Origin of the sequence: Candidatus Pantoea bituminis (genome assembly GCF_018842675.1) — a bacterium.
GTDB lineage: Bacteria > Pseudomonadota > Gammaproteobacteria > Enterobacterales > Enterobacteriaceae > Pantoea > Pantoea phytostimulans.
In genome coordinates, this window is sequence record NZ_JAGTWO010000004.1 from 2,545,790 (window position 1) to 2,564,269 (window position 18,480).

An 18,480-nucleotide genomic window follows, 5' to 3' on the forward strand; every position below is an offset into this window, starting at 1 on the left:
AACCTTAGATGGGAAACTGACAAATTCCAGTGCAACTTTACATAACTTGATGAAAGACGCACGTCCTGCCAATTAATTCATTAGCAGGACGAAATGATGTCAGGAAATCAGGCGCAGCAGCAGCCAGCCGCTCAACATTGCCCAGGCGAGCAATGGCAGGGAAAAGAGATGAAAGCGCCACCAAACGCGGCGATCTTTTGCCATGCGCAAGGCAATCAAATTGGCAAGAGAACCAGGCAGCAGACCGAAGCCACCGATATTTACTGCCCATGCGAGTACCTCTGAAGAAGGCACTTTTTGCAGCAGCAGAATAGTCGCCGGTACGTTGCTAATAACTTGTGATAACGCGATAGCCAGCAAGTAAAGCGCGCCGTCGCCAAGATGCGTAATCGCATCGAAATGCGCCTGTAAAACGGGCAAGCGCGTGAGTAAATAGACGTCAACAAACATGGCGATAAAAACTGCCAGCAAGCTCCAGTCGATATTGAGCAAAACCGGGCGCGCCATGATTAAAAAGCACAGCACAATCAACAGGAGTGCCCAGCCAGTGAGATGCCATTCCAACGCGGCAATAAACAGCACATACAGCAAGACGCTCACCGCAAACAGCGGCTTCCGCCATTGATGCGTTTCATTATTTTGATGTTTTTGTATTTCTCGCGTTGAAAAGCTCCACCAGGTCAATGCAACCAGGCTCAGCAGCAGCCAGGCCGCCAAGGGAAACATCTGCCCGATAAATCCCGCCACGCTGAGAGAACCGTGGCTCCATAGCAAAATATTTTGCGGATTACCGACCGGCGTTAGCAACGAGCCAGCATTGACCGCCAACGCTTCAAAAATGATTAAACGTGAAAGGGGTAAGCGAGAGAATTTTCGTAGCGTTAACGTTAGCGGCACCAAAATAAACAGTGCAACATCGTTCGTCAGAAAGGTAGAAAGCAGCGCCGCGGCTAACACCATAAACAAGGCCAATGCCCGCTCATGCTTAAAACGGCTGATTAATCGCTCGCCTAGCACATCAAAATAGCCGCTGACTTCTAATCCCTTTGTCAGGATCAACAATCCTGTCAGCGTAATAATGGTATGCCAGTCCACGGCGCCAGGCAGGTCTGACCAACGAAAGTTGGCCAGAAACAGCAAGATCGCTCCAATGATTAACAGCAGATGCAAAATTCGGTCATGCAAAAAGGAGCGAAAAAGAGTGGGCATGTTGGCCGTTCGCCTTAAAGGTTAGCGATTTTCGTAGAATTTCTGGAAAACGGCCAGCGTTTCATCACTGACGTGATGCTCAATGCCTTCAGAGTCGCGGCGCGCGGTTTCTGGACTAATGCCCAGCGCTAACAAGAAGGTTTCAACAATGTAATGGCGTGCACGACTCTCTTCCGCCAGCTTTTCGCCTTCACTGGTTAAGAACACGCCGCGATAAGGAACCTGCTCAACCAAACCGGCGATGCTCAGGCGCTTCAGCATTTTCGCCACCGTCGGCTGTGAGACACCGAGGCGCGCAGCCATATCAACCTGACGCGCTTCGCCAAATTCACCAATCAAATCAGAGATTAGCTCAACGTAGTCATCAATAAGTTCACGGCGATGCGCTTCACGCACCTGCCGAAAACCTTCGACATGCTCTTCAATATCTTTTAGTGGTCCTTGCGGGGCAGAAACCACGCTTTTAGCACGACGACTCATTCAACTTCCTCTTTATTATTATCCGTATTCAACCTGCACTACGGATTAGCTGCGCTCATTGTAAACCAGGTGCAAAGAAGCTCAAATTTTTCCTAATTAGCATTGGCTAAAGGATATAGCCAATGCTATATTTGTCGATAATGTAAGCAGCAACGCTGGTCAGCCAGTGAAGATCGTGCAAGATCCTTTTTCATCATTGCTGTTGTTCTAAGCTTAATTGACGATCTCTGCTTACTTTTGCGTCAACATTCATTGGGAGGTGATTCTATGAGCACCCTAAAAAGCTGTTTAGATTGCAGCAAATGCTTCCAGGCTGAAAAAACAACGTCCGTGGATATCAAATCCTGGTTGTGCCTGCTGACGCGTTCCCCTTTTACGCTTCGTCTGATGTTGATCGAAAAATTGCTCGGTAAAAAAACTGACAATCGTCGCTGCCAAAACCTGATCTGGCGCGGCTAAACATCCCGCATTTTAAGCCTTTCACATTAATGCTGAAGGGCTACCAATCTTGTTAACTCCCCTTCGACCGCGCTCGCTTCGTTAGTTTGTGCCCTTTTAATCTGCGACATTGCGTTGTTCAACCATCCGTTTAAATGTTCATCCGAATCTGGAAAGCGCAGTGCATTTCTGAGTCGAAAAAGTGCGCGCCTGACTCAATGATGGTGGGAAAGGTCAATGAATAAGGTGAGAAAAGACGAGGAAGTGCAGAAACGAAAAAACGGCCCATTAAGGGCCGTTTTGGAATAGGCAGTCTAAGCTGAACTTAGAAGCTGTAACCTACGCCAGCAATCCAGGTGCCAACGTCAACGTTACGGATGCGGCTCTGCTCGTAGCCCACGTCCAGTGCAACGTTTTCGATTGGGTTGAACTGCATACCTGCGCCGTAAGAGAAACCTACGTCGCTTGAATCAGATTTGTCGCGTGATGCGGTAGTGTTCTGCTCGAACTTACCGTAGCCGAGACCAACAACACCGTAGATGCTTGCCCAGTCGTTCAGACGGAAAGCAGGACCACCGGTAATGCCGTAGTATTGGCCTTTGTTATAAACGCCAGCTTCGGTACGATCTTTCTCGGTGTAAGTGAAAGAACCGATCCAACCCAGTGGGTTAGAACCGTCTTCGTAGCGGTATTTCAGGTTGAAGCCGTTAGCTTTGTTAGCAACGCCCTGATAATCGCTCTGCGCATAGCCACCAGATACAGTGCTTTGCGCCATTGCGGAACCTGCGGATACAGCCAGAACACAGGCCAGTGCTGAAAGACATGCAATTTTTTTCATAACCACCTCAAATGTGAAAGTACTACTCTCCTGACAACGCTGAAAATATAACAAAAAATAGCGAGAAACTCTGCCCAGATTTTATTGTCTAACAGAAAGTTTGGTGTAACAGGACGTTAATGCACGATCCTATGTCATTCTTTTTTCTTATAAAAACCATCATTTTTCTGCAATAAACTTTTCGTCTTTTAATTTCCGCTTTAAGTAAAATCCTAAAAAATCCTGACGTTTCTTTACTAAATTGGCGCTGAAATTGCGCAATTCATGCGCAGTTAAACCAAATTTAAACCACGCGCCATCGTCTCTTTTGCCCATAAATTCCATTACACTGTGCACTTGTTAAGTAAATGATCAGGATGTAGCCACAGGATGTCACCTACCTCACCCCTAAGAAATCTCGCACCGGTTTTAATGCCTATTGCGGTACTGCTCATCGCGATGCTTTCACTGCAAGGCGGCGCATCGCTGGCCAAGTCGCTTTTTTCCACTGTGGGTGCCACCGGGATTACAGCGTTACGTTTAGGGCTGGGGACGCTTATTCTCTGTGCAATTTTTAAGCCGTGGCGTCTACATTTCACGCGTGCGCAGCGCATGCCGCTATTGATGTATGGCCTGTCGCTCGGCGCTATGAACTTCTTGTTTTATCTTTCTATTCGTACCGTGCCGCTTGGCGTGGCGGTTGCGCTGGAATTCACCGGTCCCTTAACGCTTGCACTGCTTGGTTCACGCCGCTTGCTGGATTTTGTCTGGGTCGTGCTGGCCGTGATTGGATTATGGTTTTTGCTGCCGTTCGGCGCGAACATGACGGCAATCGATCCGCTGGGTGCAGCATGCGCTGTTGGCGCAGGCGCATGTTGGGCATTTTATATTTTGGCGGGGCAACGTGCGGGCGCGGAACACGGTCCTGCCACCGTGGCGATGGGTTCGTTGATTGCTTCTGTTATTTTTGTGCCGCTGGGTCTGACTTTTGCGGAAAGCGGCATCTGGCACTGGAGTGTGCTTCCCATTGCGTTGCTGGTCGCTCTGCTTTCCAGTGCCATCCCCTATTCTCTTGAAATGATCGCGTTAACCCGCTTACCGGCACGCATTTTTGGTACGTTGATGAGTCTGGAACCCGCGATGGCAGCGTTATCGGGCATGCTTTTTCTTGGCGAAACCCTGAATGGACAACAATGTCTTGCCTTGCTGGCGATCATCATAGCTTCTGCCGGTTCGACACTCACAATGAAGCCAAAAAAGAACCGGTTAAGTGAGGTTGAGTTAAATAATGCAGCGCCAAAATAAATTATTTGGCCTGTGAAAACGCGGGCCAAATAACAAGCGTATTAATCTTGATAAGCCTTCTTAATTAACGAACGGCTTTTACCGTATTATTTTGAAACAGTCAGATATACCACATTGACACATTAACCTAACCACCTGTAAATATTAAATTTTTAGCTCACGCTAAATTTAACATTGCATTAACTACCTTGGCTAAATGCTTATTTATAACCAGGAAGTGCTCTATTTCAGCCATCGGCATAGCCGTTACTGCAAACTCCCAAAGCGCTGCTATACTTATTCCCGTACTTGACTAGGACAACCATCAAAGAGAGGACTGAAACGATGAGTACCGCTAAACTGGTTAAAACAAATTCTTCTGATCTCATTTACACCCGTAATGACGTGGCTGAAAACGATAAAAAAGCCACCATCGAGGTGCTGAACCGGCTGGTAGTGGAGTTCATTGACCTGTCGTTGATCACTAAGCAAGCGCACTGGAACATGCGCGGTGCGAACTTTATTGGTGTGCATGAGATGCTGGACGGCTTCCGCACCACAATTACCGATCATCAGGACACGATTGCAGAACGCGTTGTGCAGTTGGGCGGCGTAGCACTCGGTACAGCGCAGGTGGTGAGTGATAAAACGCCACTGCAAAGCTATCCGCTGAATATTCATAGCGTACAGGATCATCTTAAAGCACTGGCAGATCGCTACGGTCTGGTTGCTAACGATGTACGTAAAGCCATCACTGAAGTGAAGGATGAAGATACCGCTGATATCTTTACCGCAGCGTCACGTGACCTCGATAAATTCCTGTGGTTTATCGAAGCAAATATTGAATAAGTTATAAGTGAACGTTCAACATGATAAATCAGGCGGGGAAACCCGCCTTTTTTTATGCCTTGTTACCGGCTTTTTATGACTTCGTTAACAGTTTTCCCTTTCAGATTTTTACCGCCTCCGCTTTTACGTCACACTTCCTGTTGCACCAAAATAACCTTACGCACCAATATAGGGCGCCATTTTAGTGCAAAGCGCTAATGCGATGCAAAATCGTGTCAGCCAGCCTGTCCAACTCACTGATTTTAGAGATTTTGCAAAGTTGGCATAATTCTTTCATATGACAAGCCGCAAACACGGGTTTTATAACCTTGTAGTAATAAGGAAAAATGATGAAGTCACTGTTTAAAGTCTCTGTGGCCGCGCTGGCGCTGGCCTTCTCACTCTCTTCTACCGCAGCTGAAAAGAAGTTGGTTGTCGCAACTGACACCGCCTTTGTTCCTTTCGAATTTAAGCAAGGCGACAAATACGTCGGTTTTGACGTTGATTTGTGGGCAGCTATCGCGAAAGAACTGAAACTGGATTACACCCTGAAACCGATGGACTTCAGCGGCATCATTCCTGCACTGCAAACGCGCAACGTTGACCTGGCGTTAGCGGGTATTACCATTACCGAAGAACGTAAAAAAGCCATTGAGTTTTCTGACGGTTACTACAAAAGCGGCTTGTTGGTGATGGTGCGTAACAACGAAAACGACATCAAAGGCATCAGCGATCTGAACGGCAAAGTCGTGGCAGTGAAAAGCGGAACCGGTTCGGTCGAATACGCTAAAGCGAATATCAAATCTAAAGATCTGCGCCAGTTCCCAAATATTGACAGCGCTTATATGGAGCTTGGCACCAACCGTGCTGACGCTGTACTGCACGACACGCCAAATATTCTGTACTTCATCAACACCGCCGGTAAAGGCCGCTTCAAAGCGGTAGGCGACTCAATTGAAGCTCAGCAATATGGTATCGCCTTCCCGAAAGGCAGCGACGATTTACGTGAAAAAGTAAACGGCGCACTGAAGACCATTAAAGAAAACGGGACTTACAACGAGCTGTACAAAAAATGGTTCGGCAGCGAACCTAAATAATAATCTGAGCTCGGTTTAATTTTCAGCAGGGAACATTTCCCTGCTTTTTTCCATCGCAACATATCTGGAGTTCACCATGGAGTTCGACTGGAGCGTTATCTGGCCAGCCATGCCCGCGCTGCTTGAAGGCGCCAAACTGACCTTAATCATCTCCGTTATTGGGCTGATTGGGGGTTGATCATCGGTTTGGTCGCAGGTTTTGCCCGCGCCTACGGCGGTTGGTTCACCAACAACCTCGCACTGGTGTTCATTGAAATTATCCGCGGCACGCCAATCGTGGTGCAGGTAATGTTCATCTATTTCGCCTTGCCCATGGCTTTCCCAGACTTGCGCATTGATCCGTTCAGCGCAGCGGTTGTCACTATCATGATTAACTCGGGTGCCTATATCGCGGAGATCACGCGCGGCGCGGTGTTATCCATTAATAAAGGTTTTCGCGAAGCCGGATTGGCGCTTGGCCTGTCACGCCGTGAAACCTTGCGTTATGTCATTATGCCGCTGGCGCTGCGCCGCATGTTGCCACCGCTGGGCAACCAGTGGATTGTCAGCATTAAAGACACCTCGCTGTTCATCGTTATCGGCGTGGCGGAACTGACACGTCAGGGTCAGGAAATTATTGCCGGTAACTTCCGTGCACTGGAAATCTGGAGCGCGGTTGCGATCATTTATCTGGTGATTACGCTGGTGTTGAGCTTTGTGCTGCGCCGTATTGAAAAAAGGGTGAAAATCCTGTGATTGAATTTAAAGACGTCTCGAAGCATTTTGGTAAAACGCAGGTGCTGCATAACATCGACCTGAAGATTAATCAGGGTGAAGTGGTGGTGATTATCGGCCCTTCTGGTTCAGGTAAATCCACGCTGCTACGCTGCATCAATAAGTTGGAAGAGATCACCAGCGGCGAGCTGATTGTTGATGGATTAAAAGTGAATGACCCCAAAGTTGATGAGCGTCTGATCCGCCAGGAAGCGGGGATGGTGTTCCAGCAGTTCCATCTGTTTCCACAGATGAGCGCGTTGGATAACGTTGCTTTTGGACCGATTCGCGTCCGTGGTGCGAAAAAAGAGGCAGCGCGCGCACTGGCGCAGGAACTCTTGGGCAAAGTCGGTCTGGCGGAACGCGCCCACCACTTCCCTTCTGAACTTTCTGGTGGTCAGCAGCAACGCGTTGCGATTGCACGTGCGCTGGCGGTGAAGCCTAAGATGATGCTGTTTGATGAGCCAACCTCCGCGCTCGATCCTGAACTGCGTCACGAAGTGTTAAAAGTGATGCAGGATTTGGCCGAAGAAGGCATGACCATGGTGATCGTCACCCATGAAGTTGGCTTCGCTCAGAAAGTTGCCTCACGCCTGATTTTCATCGACAAAGGCCGCATTGCTGAAGATGGCAATCCCGATGCGTTAATCAGCAATCCACCGAGCGATCGTCTGCGCGAATTCTTGCAGCACGTCTCTTGATAAAACGGGCCGCTTTATAAGATTGCGGCCCTTTTTTATCTGCCCTTCTTCTTTCAGAATTTTGATTCGCCATCCCTGACTATACTTTTTCTCTTGTGAAGCAAGCATGTTGCTAAGGAGAAAGCCATGTTGTCAGCCTGCCCACCCCGCACATTTTTGCGGCGTTGGATTCTGCTCTGTCTGTTATTTTTCATTACGCTACCTACAGCACAAGCCGTTTCATTGCCCCAAGCCGCTGTTGCGGCACAACAAACCAAAACCGATTCAGGTAATGCGCAAGAACCTGGCCTGAGTGATAAAAAAGCCGCGTATGCGGCATTGGCAAACATTCTTGATAACGATCAGTCCCGCCAGGAATTAATTGAGCAACTGCGTAATGCCGCCGCGACACCCACCGATACCGGTACACCAGAACTGGCACCGCCAACCGAGGAGCCGGAAGAAAAGACCGTGTTGCAAGGGCTCACCGATATGACGCGCCAATATGGCGGTGAAGCCGCTACGCAATTCATTCGGCTGCACGACAATATTCTCTACGCGCCACATAAACCCTTTAATCCCGTGACCTTTGTGAATGCGGTAAACCATTTTTCCGGCCTGGCCTTGGCGATGTTTTCCCTTTACTGGCTGCTGCGTCGTTTGGTTTATCCACTCTATCAACGTCTTGGAGCATGGGGACGACAGAAAAACCGCGATCACCGTAACTGGCTACACCTTCCCGCTACCATCATTGGCGCGTTTATCATTGACCTGCTACTACTGGCGCTGGCGTTGTTTATCGGCCAAATTATCAGTGATAACTTTCACGGCGGTAGCCGCACTATCGCCTATCAGCAGGGTTTGTTCCTCAACGCCTTTGCCTTGATCGAATTTTTTAAAGCGCTGTTGCGCCTGATTTTCTGCCCGCATTTTCCTGAACTCCGTTTTTTTCATCTCAACGATGAGCGCGCCAGCTACTGGAATACGCGGCTAAGCTGGCTCAGCGGCATTATGGGTTACGGTTTATTGGTGATCGTGCCGATTGTGTCTAATCAGGTGAACGTGCAAATTGCAGCGCTACTGAACATTGCCATTATGGCGATCATGACCTGTTGGGCGCAGTGGCTGATATTCAGTAACAAACGCAATATTCATAATGCGTTGATTGGATTAGCCAACCGCAGCATGGCCTTTTTTGCCTTCTTCATTCGAGCGTTTGCGCTGTTCTGGCACTGGTTGGCGAGCGCGTATTTTATCGCGCTGTTTTTGTTTTCGATTTTCAATCCCGGCGACAGCCTGAAATTTATGATGTCCGCCACGGTACGCAGCCTGGCCATTGTCGGCATTGCCGCTTTTGTTTCCGGTATTTTGACGCGCTGGATAGGTAAAACCATTATTTTGTCACCCGATCTACGCCGCAATTACCCTGAATTGCAAAAGCGCGTGAATGACTGGGTTCGCGCCATGCTAAAGCTGGCCCGCATTCTCACGGTTTTTGCCACCTTGCTGCTGCTACTTAATGCCTGGAACCTGTTTGATCTTTGGCATTGGCTAACCATTGGTGCTGGCGAAAAAATGGTGGATATCCTGATCCGCATCGTGATGATTTTACTGCTGTCCGCGATCGGCTGGACGGTGCTGGCGAGTTTGATTGAAAGCCGTCTCGCCTCTGATTCACATGGCCGACCAATGCCCAGCGCCCGCACACGTACGCTGCTGACACTGTTCCGCAACGCGTTAGCCGTGGTGATTAGCACTATTACCATCATGATTTTACTGTCAGAAATTGGCGTCAATATTGCGCCTCTGCTGGCGGGTGCAGGCGCCTTGGGGTTGGCGGTTTCCTTCGGATCACAAACGCTGGTGAAGGACATTATTACCGGCATTTTTATTCAGTTTGAGAATGGCATGAACACCGGCGATTTGGTGACGATAGGCGCCATTACCGGCACGGTGGAGCGCATGTCAATTCGATCTGTTGGCGTACGTCAGGATACCGGCGCTTATCACATCATTCCCTGGTCTTCGATCACCACCTTCGCCAACTTTGTGCGCGGTATCGGCTCGTTTGTTGCGAACTATGATGTCGATCGTAATGAGGATACGGAACGCGCTAATCGTGCGCTGCAGGCGGCAGTAAATGAACTGCTGGAAAACCCAGAGATTCGCGGCATGGTCATTGGCGAACCAAACTTTGCAGGTTTAGTCGGGCTGACTAATCAGGCATTTACTGTGCGCGTCTCGTTTACCACCCAGCCGCTTAAGCAGTGGACGGTACGTTTTGCTTTAGATGAAAAGGTGAAGAAGCATTTTGATGCTGCAGGCATCAAAGCGCCGCACCAAACGGTGGAAGTGATGCAAACCGGGCCTGACGTTGCAGGCGCCGCCAGCTTACCGGCGTTACCGGCCCCGCAATAACTGCGGTATTTTTTGTCGGTGCCACAAACAGAACATCCGCCACCTGAATGCAGGTGGCGGAAGCAATAAGCAAACGTTGGGTTAACGTAAACGCTGCGCGCGTGTCGCCGCAGGCATAAATGACCAGGCCAGGAAGCGGCTCTGCTTCTGACCCTGCGCCATGTTCACTACGCGAACCTCTACATCCAGTGCCTGCAACTGTTTTTCCAGTGCAGCCAGATTATCTTTGCTGGAGATCAGCGACGTGAACCAGATGCATTGACGCGCCAGCGCCACGCTTTCCTGAATCATTTTGCTGACAAAGGCTTTTTCGCCGCCGACGCACCATAACTCATTATGCTGACCACCAAAGTTCAGCGGTGCGGATTTCTCCAGACCCAAATTACGCACTTTACGCTGTGAACTGGCCGCAGCTTCAGCGGCAGAGGCATGGAACGGTGGATTACACATCACGGCGTGGAAAAAATCGTTCTTGTTCACGACACCCGCCAAAATAGCATCGCTGTTTTTTTGACGGCGCAGGCGAATATTGCGCTGCAAACCGGGATTCGCAGCCACGATTTGATTTGCGGCTTTCAATGCGCTTTCATCAATTTCAGTGCCGGTGAAGCGCCAGCCATATTCAGCCTGACCGATCAGCGGATAGATGCAGTTCGCACCGCAACCGATATCCAGCACATCGGCCATCGGGATTTTTCCTTGATTATCCAGCGCCAGCAGATCGGCCAGATAATGCACATAATCTGAACGGCCCGGCACGGGCGGACAGAGTGAACCCGGCGCAAGTTGCCAGTCAATGCCGTAAAACAGCTTGATCAAGGCCTGATTCAGCAGCATCACCGCCTCGGGATCGGCAAAATCCACCGACTGCACGCCATAACCATTAGGGCGCACTTTCACCGCCAGCGGTGGATGTGCAGCGATTAAGGCGGCAAAATCGTATTCACTTTGATGGCGATTACGGGCATGGAACGGTGACGAACTGGCTGACTTTTTCATACTTTCTCTCAATTATTCGGGCGCGCGTACAATACGCTGTGCATCGCTGAAAATAAATAATGAATATGCGAGGAGCATCTGCTTGAGACAACTACGCGGCTTCGCACAATCCGCTTACACAATTCTCGCCGACTCAATCAATGCTGTAAGACTAAGATAAAACAAAAAACGCTATCGGAGATTTCATGACGCACAAACGTTACTCTTACCAACCGCGCGCAGGTCACGGATTGCCGCACGATCCTCTCAATGCGATTGTTGGGCCACGCCCAATTGGTTGGATCAGTTCCATCAGCGCCAGCGGTCATCGCAACCTCGCGCCTTACAGCTTCTTCAACTGCTTTAATTATCATCCGCCCATCATCGGTTTCGCCAGCAGCGGATGGAAAGACAGTGTGCAGAATATTTCTGAGACCAAAGAATTTGTCTGGAACCTGGCAACGCGTTCGTTAGCAGAAGCGATGAACGAGAGCTCCGCTTCGGTGCCCGCCGATCAGGATGAGTTTGCTATTGCTGGCTTAACGCCGTTGCCCGCCTCGCAGGTCAAGCCGAGTTTAGTGGCGGAAAGCCCGGTTAATTTTGAATGCAAGCTCACGCAGCTCATTCAGTTGCAGGGTGCACAAGGTCAGCCGATTGATAGCTGGTTGGTCTTGGGTGAAGCGGTGGCGATTCATATTGATGAAACGCTGCTGGAAAATGGCATTTATCAAACCGCCAAAGCCGAGCCGATTCTGCGCGCTGGCGGACCGAGCGCCTATTACAGCATCACTGAAGCGCAGCGTTTTGATTTAGTGCGCCCGGATGCTCGTCGGGCATAAAGCATCACAGCGCGTCTTCTCGACGCGCTTGTTTACACCTTTTCTTGTTCGATAAATGCCTGTATCAGCGGCTTCAACACCTTCTGTAGCGCGGTGGCACGTTCCTGTCGCCAGGCAAAGGGGGTGTTTCATCCATGTAATTGCATTGCGCCAGTTCGAGCTGCACCGCTTGCACATTCTCATCAGGTTGCGCGTAGGCGCGAGTAATGTAGCCGCCCTTGAAGCGCCCATTCAGCACCCAGCTGTATTTATCTTGTTCAGCACACACAGCCTGAATAGCGTTAATCACCGCTGGGCTACAGCTGGCACCGTCGTTGGTACCAATATTGATATCCGGCAGGCGTCCTTCAAACAGGCGAGGAATCACGCTGGCAATCGAGTGGGCATCAAACAGCAAGGCATAACCGTATTCGGCTTTGAGTCGCGCCAGCTCATGTTGAATTTGCTGATGATAAGGCTGCCAGATGTGATCAATATAGCTTTGGCGCTGTTCAGCGCTTGGCGTTTTTCCTTCCGCGAAGGTCGGTGTACCATCAAACAGCGTTTCGGGAAACAAACCCGTGGTTGCGGTGGTGTACAGCGGTTGGTTGTCGGGCGGACGATTAAGGTCAACGACGAAGCGTGAGTAGCGGCCAATGATCACGCTGGCACCCAAATCGCGCACAAAATCGTACAACAGCGGAATGTGCCAATCGGTATCCGGCAAGCTGCGCGCGGCATCGCTCAACGCGTTTTCAACCTCTGGCGTAAGCAGCGTTCCCGCGTGCGGAATGCTAACCAGCAGCGGGATCTTGCCTTGGGTAAAGTGAAAACAGGTGGATTCACTGCTTGTTTCGCTGATTTTTTCACTGCTCATTGTGCTTCTCCACGATAGATGACTTTACAGGGCAGCTCACCACCCAACCAGTAAACCAATTCTGCCGGACGGGCTAATGGCCAATGAACGAAGCTGGCGACTTTGCCCGCTTCAAGCGTGCCATGAGTCTGTTCCAGACCAAGCGCTTTTGCTCCCCAAATCGTCACGCCTGCCAGCGCCTCTTCCGGTGTCATGCCAAATAGCGTGCAACCCATGTTTAACATCAAGCGCAGGGATAATGCCGGTGATGTGCCAGGATTCGCATCGCTTGCCAGCGCCATCGGCACGCCATAATGGCGGAACAGTTCAACCGGCGGACGCTGAGTTTCACGCAGCAGGTAAAACGCGCCCGGCAGCAACACCGCAACCGTTCCATGCTGCGCCATGGCTTTAACATCATCTTCCGTGGCGTATTCCAGGTGATCGGCAGAAAGCGCGTCGTAACGCGCTGCCAGTGCGGCACCGCCTAGCGATGAAAGCTGTTCTGCGTGTAACTTAACCGGCAAGCCCAACGCTGTTGCCTGATCAAACACACGCGCCACCTGTGCAGGCGACAAAGCCAGATGTTCGCAAAAAGCATCGACCGCATCCGCCAGCCCTTTCGCTTTTACCTGCGGCAATAGCTGATTGCAGATGACATCAATCCAGCCGTCGGGATTGTGTTTGAATTCTGGCGGGAAACCGTGGGCGGCTAAACAGGTCGCGAGCACATCCGCTGGCACGCTTTCGCTTAACTCACGAATCGCCCGTAACATGCGCAGCTCACTCTCTTCATCCAGACCATAACCCGATTTGATTTCAACCGTAGTCACGCCTTCTGCCAGTAAGCGATCCAGTCGCCAGCGCGCAGAAGCCACTAACTCCTGCTGGCTGGCCGCGCGCGTGGCACGCACGGTAGAGAGAATACCACCGCCCTGCGCAGCAATCTCAGCGTAGCTAACGTTATTTAATCGCTGCTCAAACTCCTGGCTGCGATTGCCGCCAAACACCAAATGGGTGTGACAATCCACCAAACCCGGCGTGATGATGCCACCCGAAAGTTGATGCTGCTCACGCGCGTGAAACGCCGGCATCGTTTCACGCGGCCCTACCCAGTGCAGCTTCCCGGCTTTTACCGCCAGTGCGCCATCTTCGATGATCTGGTACTTACCGCCCTGCATAGTCACCAGATCAGCCCCTAGCCACAGGCTGTCTATTGATAAGTCATCTGCTGTTGTCACCTCATCGCTCCTGAGATTTACACTGCGCATCAAAGTATGTATATGTATATACAACCACATCCGTTGAGGATCAACCATGGCGACTTTTTTGCCTCCCGCGCGCTGCTTACTGAAGGCTGGCGCAGGCAGGTGCGTATTTCAGTCAATCAGGCTGGATTCATTGAATCAATCATCCCCGACAGTCAGGCACAAGAGGCGATGCCCCTGCATGGCGACGTGATCCCCGCGATGGCAAACCTGCATTCACATGCGTTTCAACGTGCGATGGCGGGATTAGCAGAAGTCGCTGGCGATCCTCAAGACAGCTTCTGGACCTGGCGCGATCTGATGTACCGCATGGTGCAGCGCCTGACGCCCGAACAGGTTGGCGACATTGCCGCGCTGCTTTACATCGACATGCTGAAAGGCGGCTACAGCCAGGTCGCTGAATTCCACTATCTGCACCACGACCCGCATGGCGCGCCCTATCCTGATGATGCGATGTTACAGCAGCTGATTCACGCAGCCGAGACGGCTGGCATCGGTCAAACGCTGCTGCCGGTGCTTTACAGCTACAGCGGTTTTGGTGCGCAGCCACCTTCAGACGGGCAAAAACGTTTTATTCAGCAAACCGATCGCTATCTGCAGCAGCAGGCTTGGTTGCACAGCAACCTGCGCAATAAGCCGCTGCACAATCAAGGTCTCTGTTTTCATTCGTTGCGGGCGGTGAGCGAAGCGCAGATGCGCGAGGTGCTGGCAACCAGCGACGCCGCTTTGCCGGTGCACATTCACGTCTCTGAGCAGGAAAAAGAGGTCAATGACAGTCTGGCGTGGAGCAGCGAGCGCCCGGTGGCCTGGCTGATGAACCGCTTTGAGATTGATGCGCGCTGGTGCCTGATCCACGCTACACATCTGGATGAGCAAGAAATTCGCCGACTCGCAGCCAGCGGTGCGGTAGCGGGTTTGTGCCCAACAACAGAAGCTAATCTGGGTGATGGCATTTTTCCCGCCGTTGATTACATCGCGCAGGGCGGACGCTGGGGCATCGGTTCCGACAGCCACGTTTCGCTCAGCGCCCAGGAAGAGTTGCGCTGGCTGGAATATGGGCAGCGTCTGCGTGACCGCCGACGCAATCGCATCACCACGCCTCATCAAGCTTCGGTGGGCGATCTGTTATGGCAACAGGCGGCGCAAGGTGGCGCGCAGGCGTGCGGCATTCGCAGCGGTGGACTCGCCGTGGGGCAGCGCGCCGACTGGCTGGTGCTCAAGGATGATGCCTGGTTTAGCCATATTGACGATCGCGCCCTGCTCAATCGCTGGCTGTTTGCCGGACAGCGCGATCAGATTCGTGAGGTGTATGTTGCGGGCAATGCCGTTATCCAGGACGGTCATCATGCCGCAGAAGAAGCCTGCACCGCGCGGTTCAAACAGACCATGGCGGCACTACGATGAAGCGCTTTTCCTATGCTGATTTACCGGTTAGCCGCTGGCGCAACGGCGGCGGCGAAACGCGCGAGATCGTCAGCTTTCCGCTTGGTGAAGCGCAGTTCGGCTGGCGCGCCAGTATCGCCACCCTTGCCGCGGACGGGGATTTTTCACTGTTTCCAGGGGTGGATCGGGTTATCACGCTGCTGCACGGTGATGACGTCTTGCTGAGTACCCCGACTTTGCAGCATCGCCTGATCCCCCATCAACCCTGGGCTTTCCCTGGTGAGTGGGCACTGCAAGCCAGCCTTAAAGGGGGCGCCAGTGAAGATTTCAATATCATGACGCGGCGTGATGTCTGGCAATCTTCAGTTGCGGTGGTGACAAAACAGGCTGGCAGTGAAAACGGTGTGGCGTGGGTGTTATGCGGAGAATGGCAGCTGGCGAACGGAGAAACACTTTCTCGCCAGCAGGGCGTCTGGTGGATGGATGAAACGCTGCAGCTGACGCCTTTAGGCGATGATGCGCAGCTGCTGTTTACCCGCCTCAGCCGTGTCCTTTGAATCGGCCCAGCAGCTTGTAGCGTGAACCCGGATACAGTAAACGCGCATAGGTGACGATTTTGGTATCGCTCCACGTCTGGCGACGGATCAGCAAGCAAGGTTCGTGCTCATCCAACGCCAGATGTTTACGCTGACGCGCATCCGGCAATACCGCTTCAACAATGTGTTCGCCCGCCGTCAGTGGCGCGACGCGCATCAAATAGGTGTAAGGCGTAAAGGTATGGTAATCCTGCGTCAGGTAATCCGGTGCCACGAGCGGATTGACCAGGCGATCTTCCAGCTGAACCGGCAGCTCATTTTCATAATGAACAATCAGCGAATGGTAAAGGGTTTGCCCGGTGCTTAGCCCTAAAACGGCGGCCTGCTCAGGATCGGCTTTGTTCTGACCGATGGCGAGGATTTTACAGCTGTGCAGATTCCCACGCTGGGCGATTTCATCGGCGATGTTATGCACTTCCAGCATCGCGGTGTAACCTTTCATCTCCGCGACAAAGGTTCCCACGCCTTGCATTCGCACTAAAAAACCTTCGCCAGTCAGCTCACGCAGCGCGCGATTGATGGTCATGCGGCTGACGCCCAACTCATTCACCAACTCGCTTTCTGACGGCACGCGCTGATTCGCTTTCCAGTGCCCTTCACGAATCTGACTCACGATTGCCTGTTTAACGCGCTGATAAATCGGTGCGGGTTCATCACTCATGGCCGCAGCCAGTTGTGCTATCGCCGTATGCTCGACCATTTGCTGTTCCTTATCCTGATAATACCCCGAGTTTACTGTCTCAACCTGCAAATGTATATACATCCATATCAGGTAGATGCACGTTGGTAGTGCAGCTGGCGCATCGTTGCAGTGCAAACCCTTTCGGTAAAAACAGCGCAACCACAGATGACAACAAGCATGAATTTTGTGATCGGTTTGGCACAGCCCTTGCTAATTGTATATACAAGGATAGACAAGATTAAACCCATATGCTTCACTCGAATAAATCCGCGGGGTCAATGCGCTTAACAGCGGCTAACAGCCCCAGCAAACGTGTATAGACAGGAGTAGGTTATGTCAGGCTCTTCTCAGCATTTGCGCCTGGTTCCAGGCGAGGTGGATCTCGCTACGTTACGCGCAATCTATCAAGGCGGTGTTTCGCTTAGTCTTGATGACCAGGCACGTAACGCCATCGTGCAGGCACAGCAAACCGTTGACGCCATCGTCGCCTCTGGCAACGTGGTTTATGGCATTAATACCGGATTTGGCAAGCTGGCACAGACGCAAATTCCCACGTCACGTCTGGCCGATCTGCAACGCAATCTGGTGCTGTCACACAGTGTCGGCTTGGGCAATTTGCTACCGGATAACGTAACGCGCCTGATTTTGGCTACCAAGATCGTAAGCCTGGCGCGTGGACATTCTGGCGTGCGTATCGAACTGGTTGATGCGCTACTGGCTTTGTTCAACGCGGGCATCATGCCTTGCATCCCCGAAAAAGGCTCGGTTGGTGCGTCTGGCGATCTGGCTCCGCTGGCGCACATGTCGCTGATGTTATTAGGTGAAGGTCAGGTCCGTGTTAACGGTGAGCTGATTTCTGCCGTTGATGGCCTGGCCAAAGTGGGATTAACCCCCATCGTACTGGGCCCCAAAGAGGGCTTGGCGCTGCTCAACGGCACGCAGGTCTCTACCGCATTGGCGCTGCGGGGATTATTCGAAGCAGAAAATCTGTTCGCAGCGGGACTCATGGCGGGCGCGCTGTCGCTGGAAGCGATCAAGGGATCGCTGAAGCCCTACGATGCACGCATTCATCAGGCACGCGGTCAGCAAGGTCAAATTGCGGTTGCCGCCGCAGTGACGTCGTTGATTGAAGGCAGTGAAATTCTGGGTTCGCACGCTAACTGCGGTCGCGTACAGGATCCTTATTCTATTCGCTGCGTACCCCAAGTGATGGGCGCATGTCTGGATAACCTGAGCCACGCCGCACGCGTCCTGCAAATTGAAGCCAACGCCGCATCAGACAACCCGCTGGTGTTCAGCGAGTCCGGTGACGTCATTTCCGGCGGTAATTTTCATGCTGAACCGGTGGCCTTCGCGGCTGACATTCTCGCCCTGGCAATCGCTGAAGTGGGCGCTATTTCTGAACGCCGTATGGCGCTGCTGCTCGACACTGGTTTATCCGGCTTACCGCCCTTTTTGGTGCGCGACGGCGGTGTGAACTCGGGCTTTATGATCGCGCAGGTGACAGCGGCAGCGCTGGCATCTGAGAACAAATCCCTGGCGCATCCGGGCAGCGTTGACAGCCTGCCAACTTCCGCTAATCAGGAAGATCACGTTTCAATGGCGACTTACGCCGCACGCCGTCTGGGCGACATGTGCTTTAACACCGCTGCGGTCGTCGGTATTGAAGCGATGGCGGCAGCACAAGGCATTGAATTCCATCGTCCGCTGCAAAGTTCGGCCTTAATCGAGCAGGAAATCAGCACCATTCGCGAGCAAGTGGCTTTCCTTGAGGAAGATCGCCTGCTGGCACCTGACATCGACGCCATGCGTCAGTGGGCAAGTCGCACCGCCTGGCCTCAATCCTTGACTGCGCTGCTGCCGAGTATGCGCGCTGTAACGTCTGCTGAATAAGG

General features: G+C 51.9%; 17 protein-coding genes and 2 pseudogenes. 11 read left to right on the plus strand and 8 right to left on the minus strand.

Annotated elements, in window-relative coordinates:
• Window positions 1–99 precede the first annotated feature (99 nt).
• Window positions 100–1,209 carry an SLC13 family permease gene (locus tag KQP84_RS15775; protein ID WP_215847240.1) on the minus strand — a complete coding sequence of 370 codons (1,110 nt, stop codon included), beginning with the start codon at window positions 1,207–1,209 and terminating at the stop codon, window positions 100–102.
• 21 nt (window positions 1,210–1,230) lie between these two features.
• Window positions 1,231–1,689, minus strand: coding sequence for a manganese-binding transcriptional regulator MntR (mntR, locus tag KQP84_RS15780; RefSeq protein WP_215847241.1), 459 nt, complete (start codon window positions 1,687–1,689; stop codon window positions 1,231–1,233).
• 267 nt (window positions 1,690–1,956) lie between these two features.
• Between mntR and KQP84_RS15785 the strand changes: the two genes are divergently transcribed.
• Window positions 1,957–2,148, plus strand: a complete 192-nt coding sequence (locus KQP84_RS15785; RefSeq protein WP_215847242.1) for a hypothetical protein — start codon at window positions 1,957–1,959, stop codon at window positions 2,146–2,148.
• Between the two features lie 304 nt (window positions 2,149–2,452).
• Here the strand turns inward: KQP84_RS15785 and ompX are convergent, their stop codons facing one another.
• Together ompX and KQP84_RS15795 are read right to left on the minus strand one after the other, a co-directional pair.
• Complete coding sequence (ompX, locus tag KQP84_RS15790; RefSeq protein ID WP_215847243.1) at window positions 2,453–2,965, minus strand: outer membrane protein OmpX; 513 nt, start codon at window positions 2,963–2,965, stop codon at window positions 2,453–2,455.
• A gap of 159 nt (window positions 2,966–3,124) precedes the next feature.
• Window positions 3,125–3,289, minus strand: coding sequence for a hypothetical protein (locus tag KQP84_RS15795; protein WP_215847244.1), 165 nt, complete (start codon window positions 3,287–3,289; stop codon window positions 3,125–3,127).
• A gap of 45 nt (window positions 3,290–3,334) precedes the next feature.
• On the opposite strand from KQP84_RS15795, the gene rhtA reads away from it, so the two are divergent.
• From rhtA to ybiO, 6 genes and pseudogenes are all read left to right on the plus strand, one after another.
• Window positions 3,335–4,249 (plus strand): threonine/homoserine exporter RhtA, encoded by a 915-nt coding sequence (rhtA, locus tag KQP84_RS15800; protein ID WP_215847245.1) that lies wholly within the window; start codon window positions 3,335–3,337, stop codon window positions 4,247–4,249.
• 324 nt (window positions 4,250–4,573) lie between these two features.
• Window positions 4,574–5,077: a DNA starvation/stationary phase protection protein Dps gene (gene dps / locus KQP84_RS15805; protein ID WP_215847246.1), complete on the plus strand. Its 504-nt coding sequence runs from the start codon at window positions 4,574–4,576 to the stop codon at window positions 5,075–5,077.
• A 329-nt stretch (window positions 5,078–5,406) separates the two neighbouring features.
• Window positions 5,407–6,153 (plus strand): glutamine ABC transporter substrate-binding protein GlnH, encoded by a 747-nt coding sequence (glnH, locus tag KQP84_RS15810; RefSeq protein WP_215848313.1) that lies wholly within the window; start codon window positions 5,407–5,409, stop codon window positions 6,151–6,153.
• 76 nt (window positions 6,154–6,229) lie between these two features.
• Window positions 6,230–6,888: pseudogene (gene glnP / locus KQP84_RS15815) on the plus strand (glutamine ABC transporter permease GlnP).
• Window positions 6,885–7,607: a glutamine ABC transporter ATP-binding protein GlnQ gene (gene glnQ, locus KQP84_RS15820; RefSeq protein ID WP_215847247.1), complete on the plus strand. Its 723-nt coding sequence runs from the start codon at window positions 6,885–6,887 to the stop codon at window positions 7,605–7,607. The pseudogene glnP and the gene glnQ overlap by 4 nt, the downstream one beginning before the upstream one ends.
• Before the next feature lie 126 nt (window positions 7,608–7,733).
• The gene (gene ybiO / locus KQP84_RS15825; RefSeq protein ID WP_215847248.1) at window positions 7,734–10,004 is read left to right on the plus strand and encodes a mechanosensitive channel protein; all 2,271 of its coding nucleotides are present in this window, start codon (window positions 7,734–7,736) and stop codon (window positions 10,002–10,004) included.
• Between the two features lie 81 nt (window positions 10,005–10,085).
• Here ybiO and rlmF read toward each other — a convergent pair whose 3' ends face one another.
• Window positions 10,086–11,003: a 23S rRNA (adenine(1618)-N(6))-methyltransferase RlmF gene (gene rlmF / locus KQP84_RS15830; RefSeq protein WP_215847249.1), complete on the minus strand. Its 918-nt coding sequence runs from the start codon at window positions 11,001–11,003 to the stop codon at window positions 10,086–10,088.
• A 185-nt stretch (window positions 11,004–11,188) separates the two neighbouring features.
• On the opposite strand from rlmF, the gene KQP84_RS15835 reads away from it, so the two are divergent.
• Window positions 11,189–11,821, plus strand: coding sequence for a flavin reductase family protein (locus tag KQP84_RS15835; protein ID WP_215847250.1), 633 nt, complete (start codon window positions 11,189–11,191; stop codon window positions 11,819–11,821).
• Between the two features lie 32 nt (window positions 11,822–11,853).
• On the opposite strand, the pseudogene hutG reads toward KQP84_RS15835, so the two are convergent.
• Window positions 11,854–12,677 (minus strand): annotated as a pseudogene (hutG, locus tag KQP84_RS15840) (N-formylglutamate deformylase).
• Window positions 12,674–13,837, minus strand: a complete 1,164-nt coding sequence (gene hutI / locus KQP84_RS15845) for an imidazolonepropionase (RefSeq protein WP_243078521.1) — start codon at window positions 13,835–13,837, stop codon at window positions 12,674–12,676. The pseudogene hutG and the gene hutI overlap by 4 nt, the downstream one beginning before the upstream one ends.
• A gap of 102 nt (window positions 13,838–13,939) precedes the next feature.
• On the opposite strand from hutI, the gene KQP84_RS15850 reads away from it, so the two are divergent.
• On the plus strand, window positions 13,940–15,328 hold the full coding sequence (locus tag KQP84_RS15850) for a formimidoylglutamate deiminase (RefSeq protein WP_215847252.1): 1,389 nt from the start codon (window positions 13,940–13,942) through the stop codon (window positions 15,326–15,328).
• The gene (locus tag KQP84_RS15855; RefSeq protein ID WP_215847253.1) at window positions 15,325–15,864 is read left to right on the plus strand and encodes a HutD/Ves family protein; all 540 of its coding nucleotides are present in this window, start codon (window positions 15,325–15,327) and stop codon (window positions 15,862–15,864) included. The genes KQP84_RS15850 and KQP84_RS15855 overlap by 4 nt, the downstream gene beginning before the upstream one ends.
• On the opposite strand, the gene hutC is transcribed toward KQP84_RS15855, so the two are convergent.
• Window positions 15,848–16,603, minus strand: coding sequence for a histidine utilization transcriptional repressor HutC (gene hutC / locus KQP84_RS15860; protein ID WP_215847254.1), 756 nt, complete (start codon window positions 16,601–16,603; stop codon window positions 15,848–15,850). The genes KQP84_RS15855 and hutC overlap by 17 nt on opposite strands.
• 315 nt (window positions 16,604–16,918) lie before the next feature.
• On the opposite strand from hutC, the gene hutH reads away from it, so the two are divergent.
• A complete protein-coding gene (gene hutH, locus KQP84_RS15865) occupies window positions 16,919–18,478 on the plus strand; it encodes a histidine ammonia-lyase (RefSeq protein ID WP_215847255.1) in 1,560 nt (519 codons plus the stop codon).
• Window positions 18,479–18,480 lie beyond the last annotated feature (2 nt).

Coding starts and splice junctions, on each gene's coding strand:
- KQP84_RS15775 (WP_215847240.1), bottom strand. CDS start 1,209: ATGCCCACTCTTTTTCGCTCCTTTTTGCATGACCGAATTTTGCATCTG.
- mntR (WP_215847241.1), bottom strand. CDS start 1,689: ATGAGTCGTCGTGCTAAAAGCGTGGTTTCTGCCCCGCAAGGACCACTA.
- KQP84_RS15785 (WP_215847242.1), top strand. CDS start 1,957: ATGAGCACCCTAAAAAGCTGTTTAGATTGCAGCAAATGCTTCCAGGCT.
- ompX (WP_215847243.1), bottom strand. CDS start 2,965: ATGAAAAAAATTGCATGTCTTTCAGCACTGGCCTGTGTTCTGGCTGTA.
- KQP84_RS15795 (WP_215847244.1), bottom strand. CDS start 3,289: ATGGAATTTATGGGCAAAAGAGACGATGGCGCGTGGTTTAAATTTGGT.
- rhtA (WP_215847245.1), top strand. CDS start 3,335: ATGTCACCTACCTCACCCCTAAGAAATCTCGCACCGGTTTTAATGCCT.
- dps (WP_215847246.1), top strand. CDS start 4,574: ATGAGTACCGCTAAACTGGTTAAAACAAATTCTTCTGATCTCATTTAC.
- glnH (WP_215848313.1), top strand. CDS start 5,407: ATGAAGTCACTGTTTAAAGTCTCTGTGGCCGCGCTGGCGCTGGCCTTC.
- ybiO (WP_215847248.1), top strand. CDS start 7,734: ATGTTGTCAGCCTGCCCACCCCGCACATTTTTGCGGCGTTGGATTCTG.
- rlmF (WP_215847249.1), bottom strand. CDS start 11,003: ATGAAAAAGTCAGCCAGTTCGTCACCGTTCCATGCCCGTAATCGCCAT.
- KQP84_RS15835 (WP_215847250.1), top strand. CDS start 11,189: ATGACGCACAAACGTTACTCTTACCAACCGCGCGCAGGTCACGGATTG.
- hutI (WP_243078521.1), bottom strand. CDS start 13,837: ATGCAGGGCGGTAAGTACCAGATCATCGAAGATGGCGCACTGGCGGTA.
- KQP84_RS15850 (WP_215847252.1), top strand. CDS start 13,940: ATGTATATACAACCACATCCGTTGAGGATCAACCATGGCGACTTTTTT.
- KQP84_RS15855 (WP_215847253.1), top strand. CDS start 15,325: ATGAAGCGCTTTTCCTATGCTGATTTACCGGTTAGCCGCTGGCGCAAC.
- hutC (WP_215847254.1), bottom strand. CDS start 16,603: ATGGTCGAGCATACGGCGATAGCACAACTGGCTGCGGCCATGAGTGAT.
- hutH (WP_215847255.1), top strand. CDS start 16,919: ATGTCAGGCTCTTCTCAGCATTTGCGCCTGGTTCCAGGCGAGGTGGAT.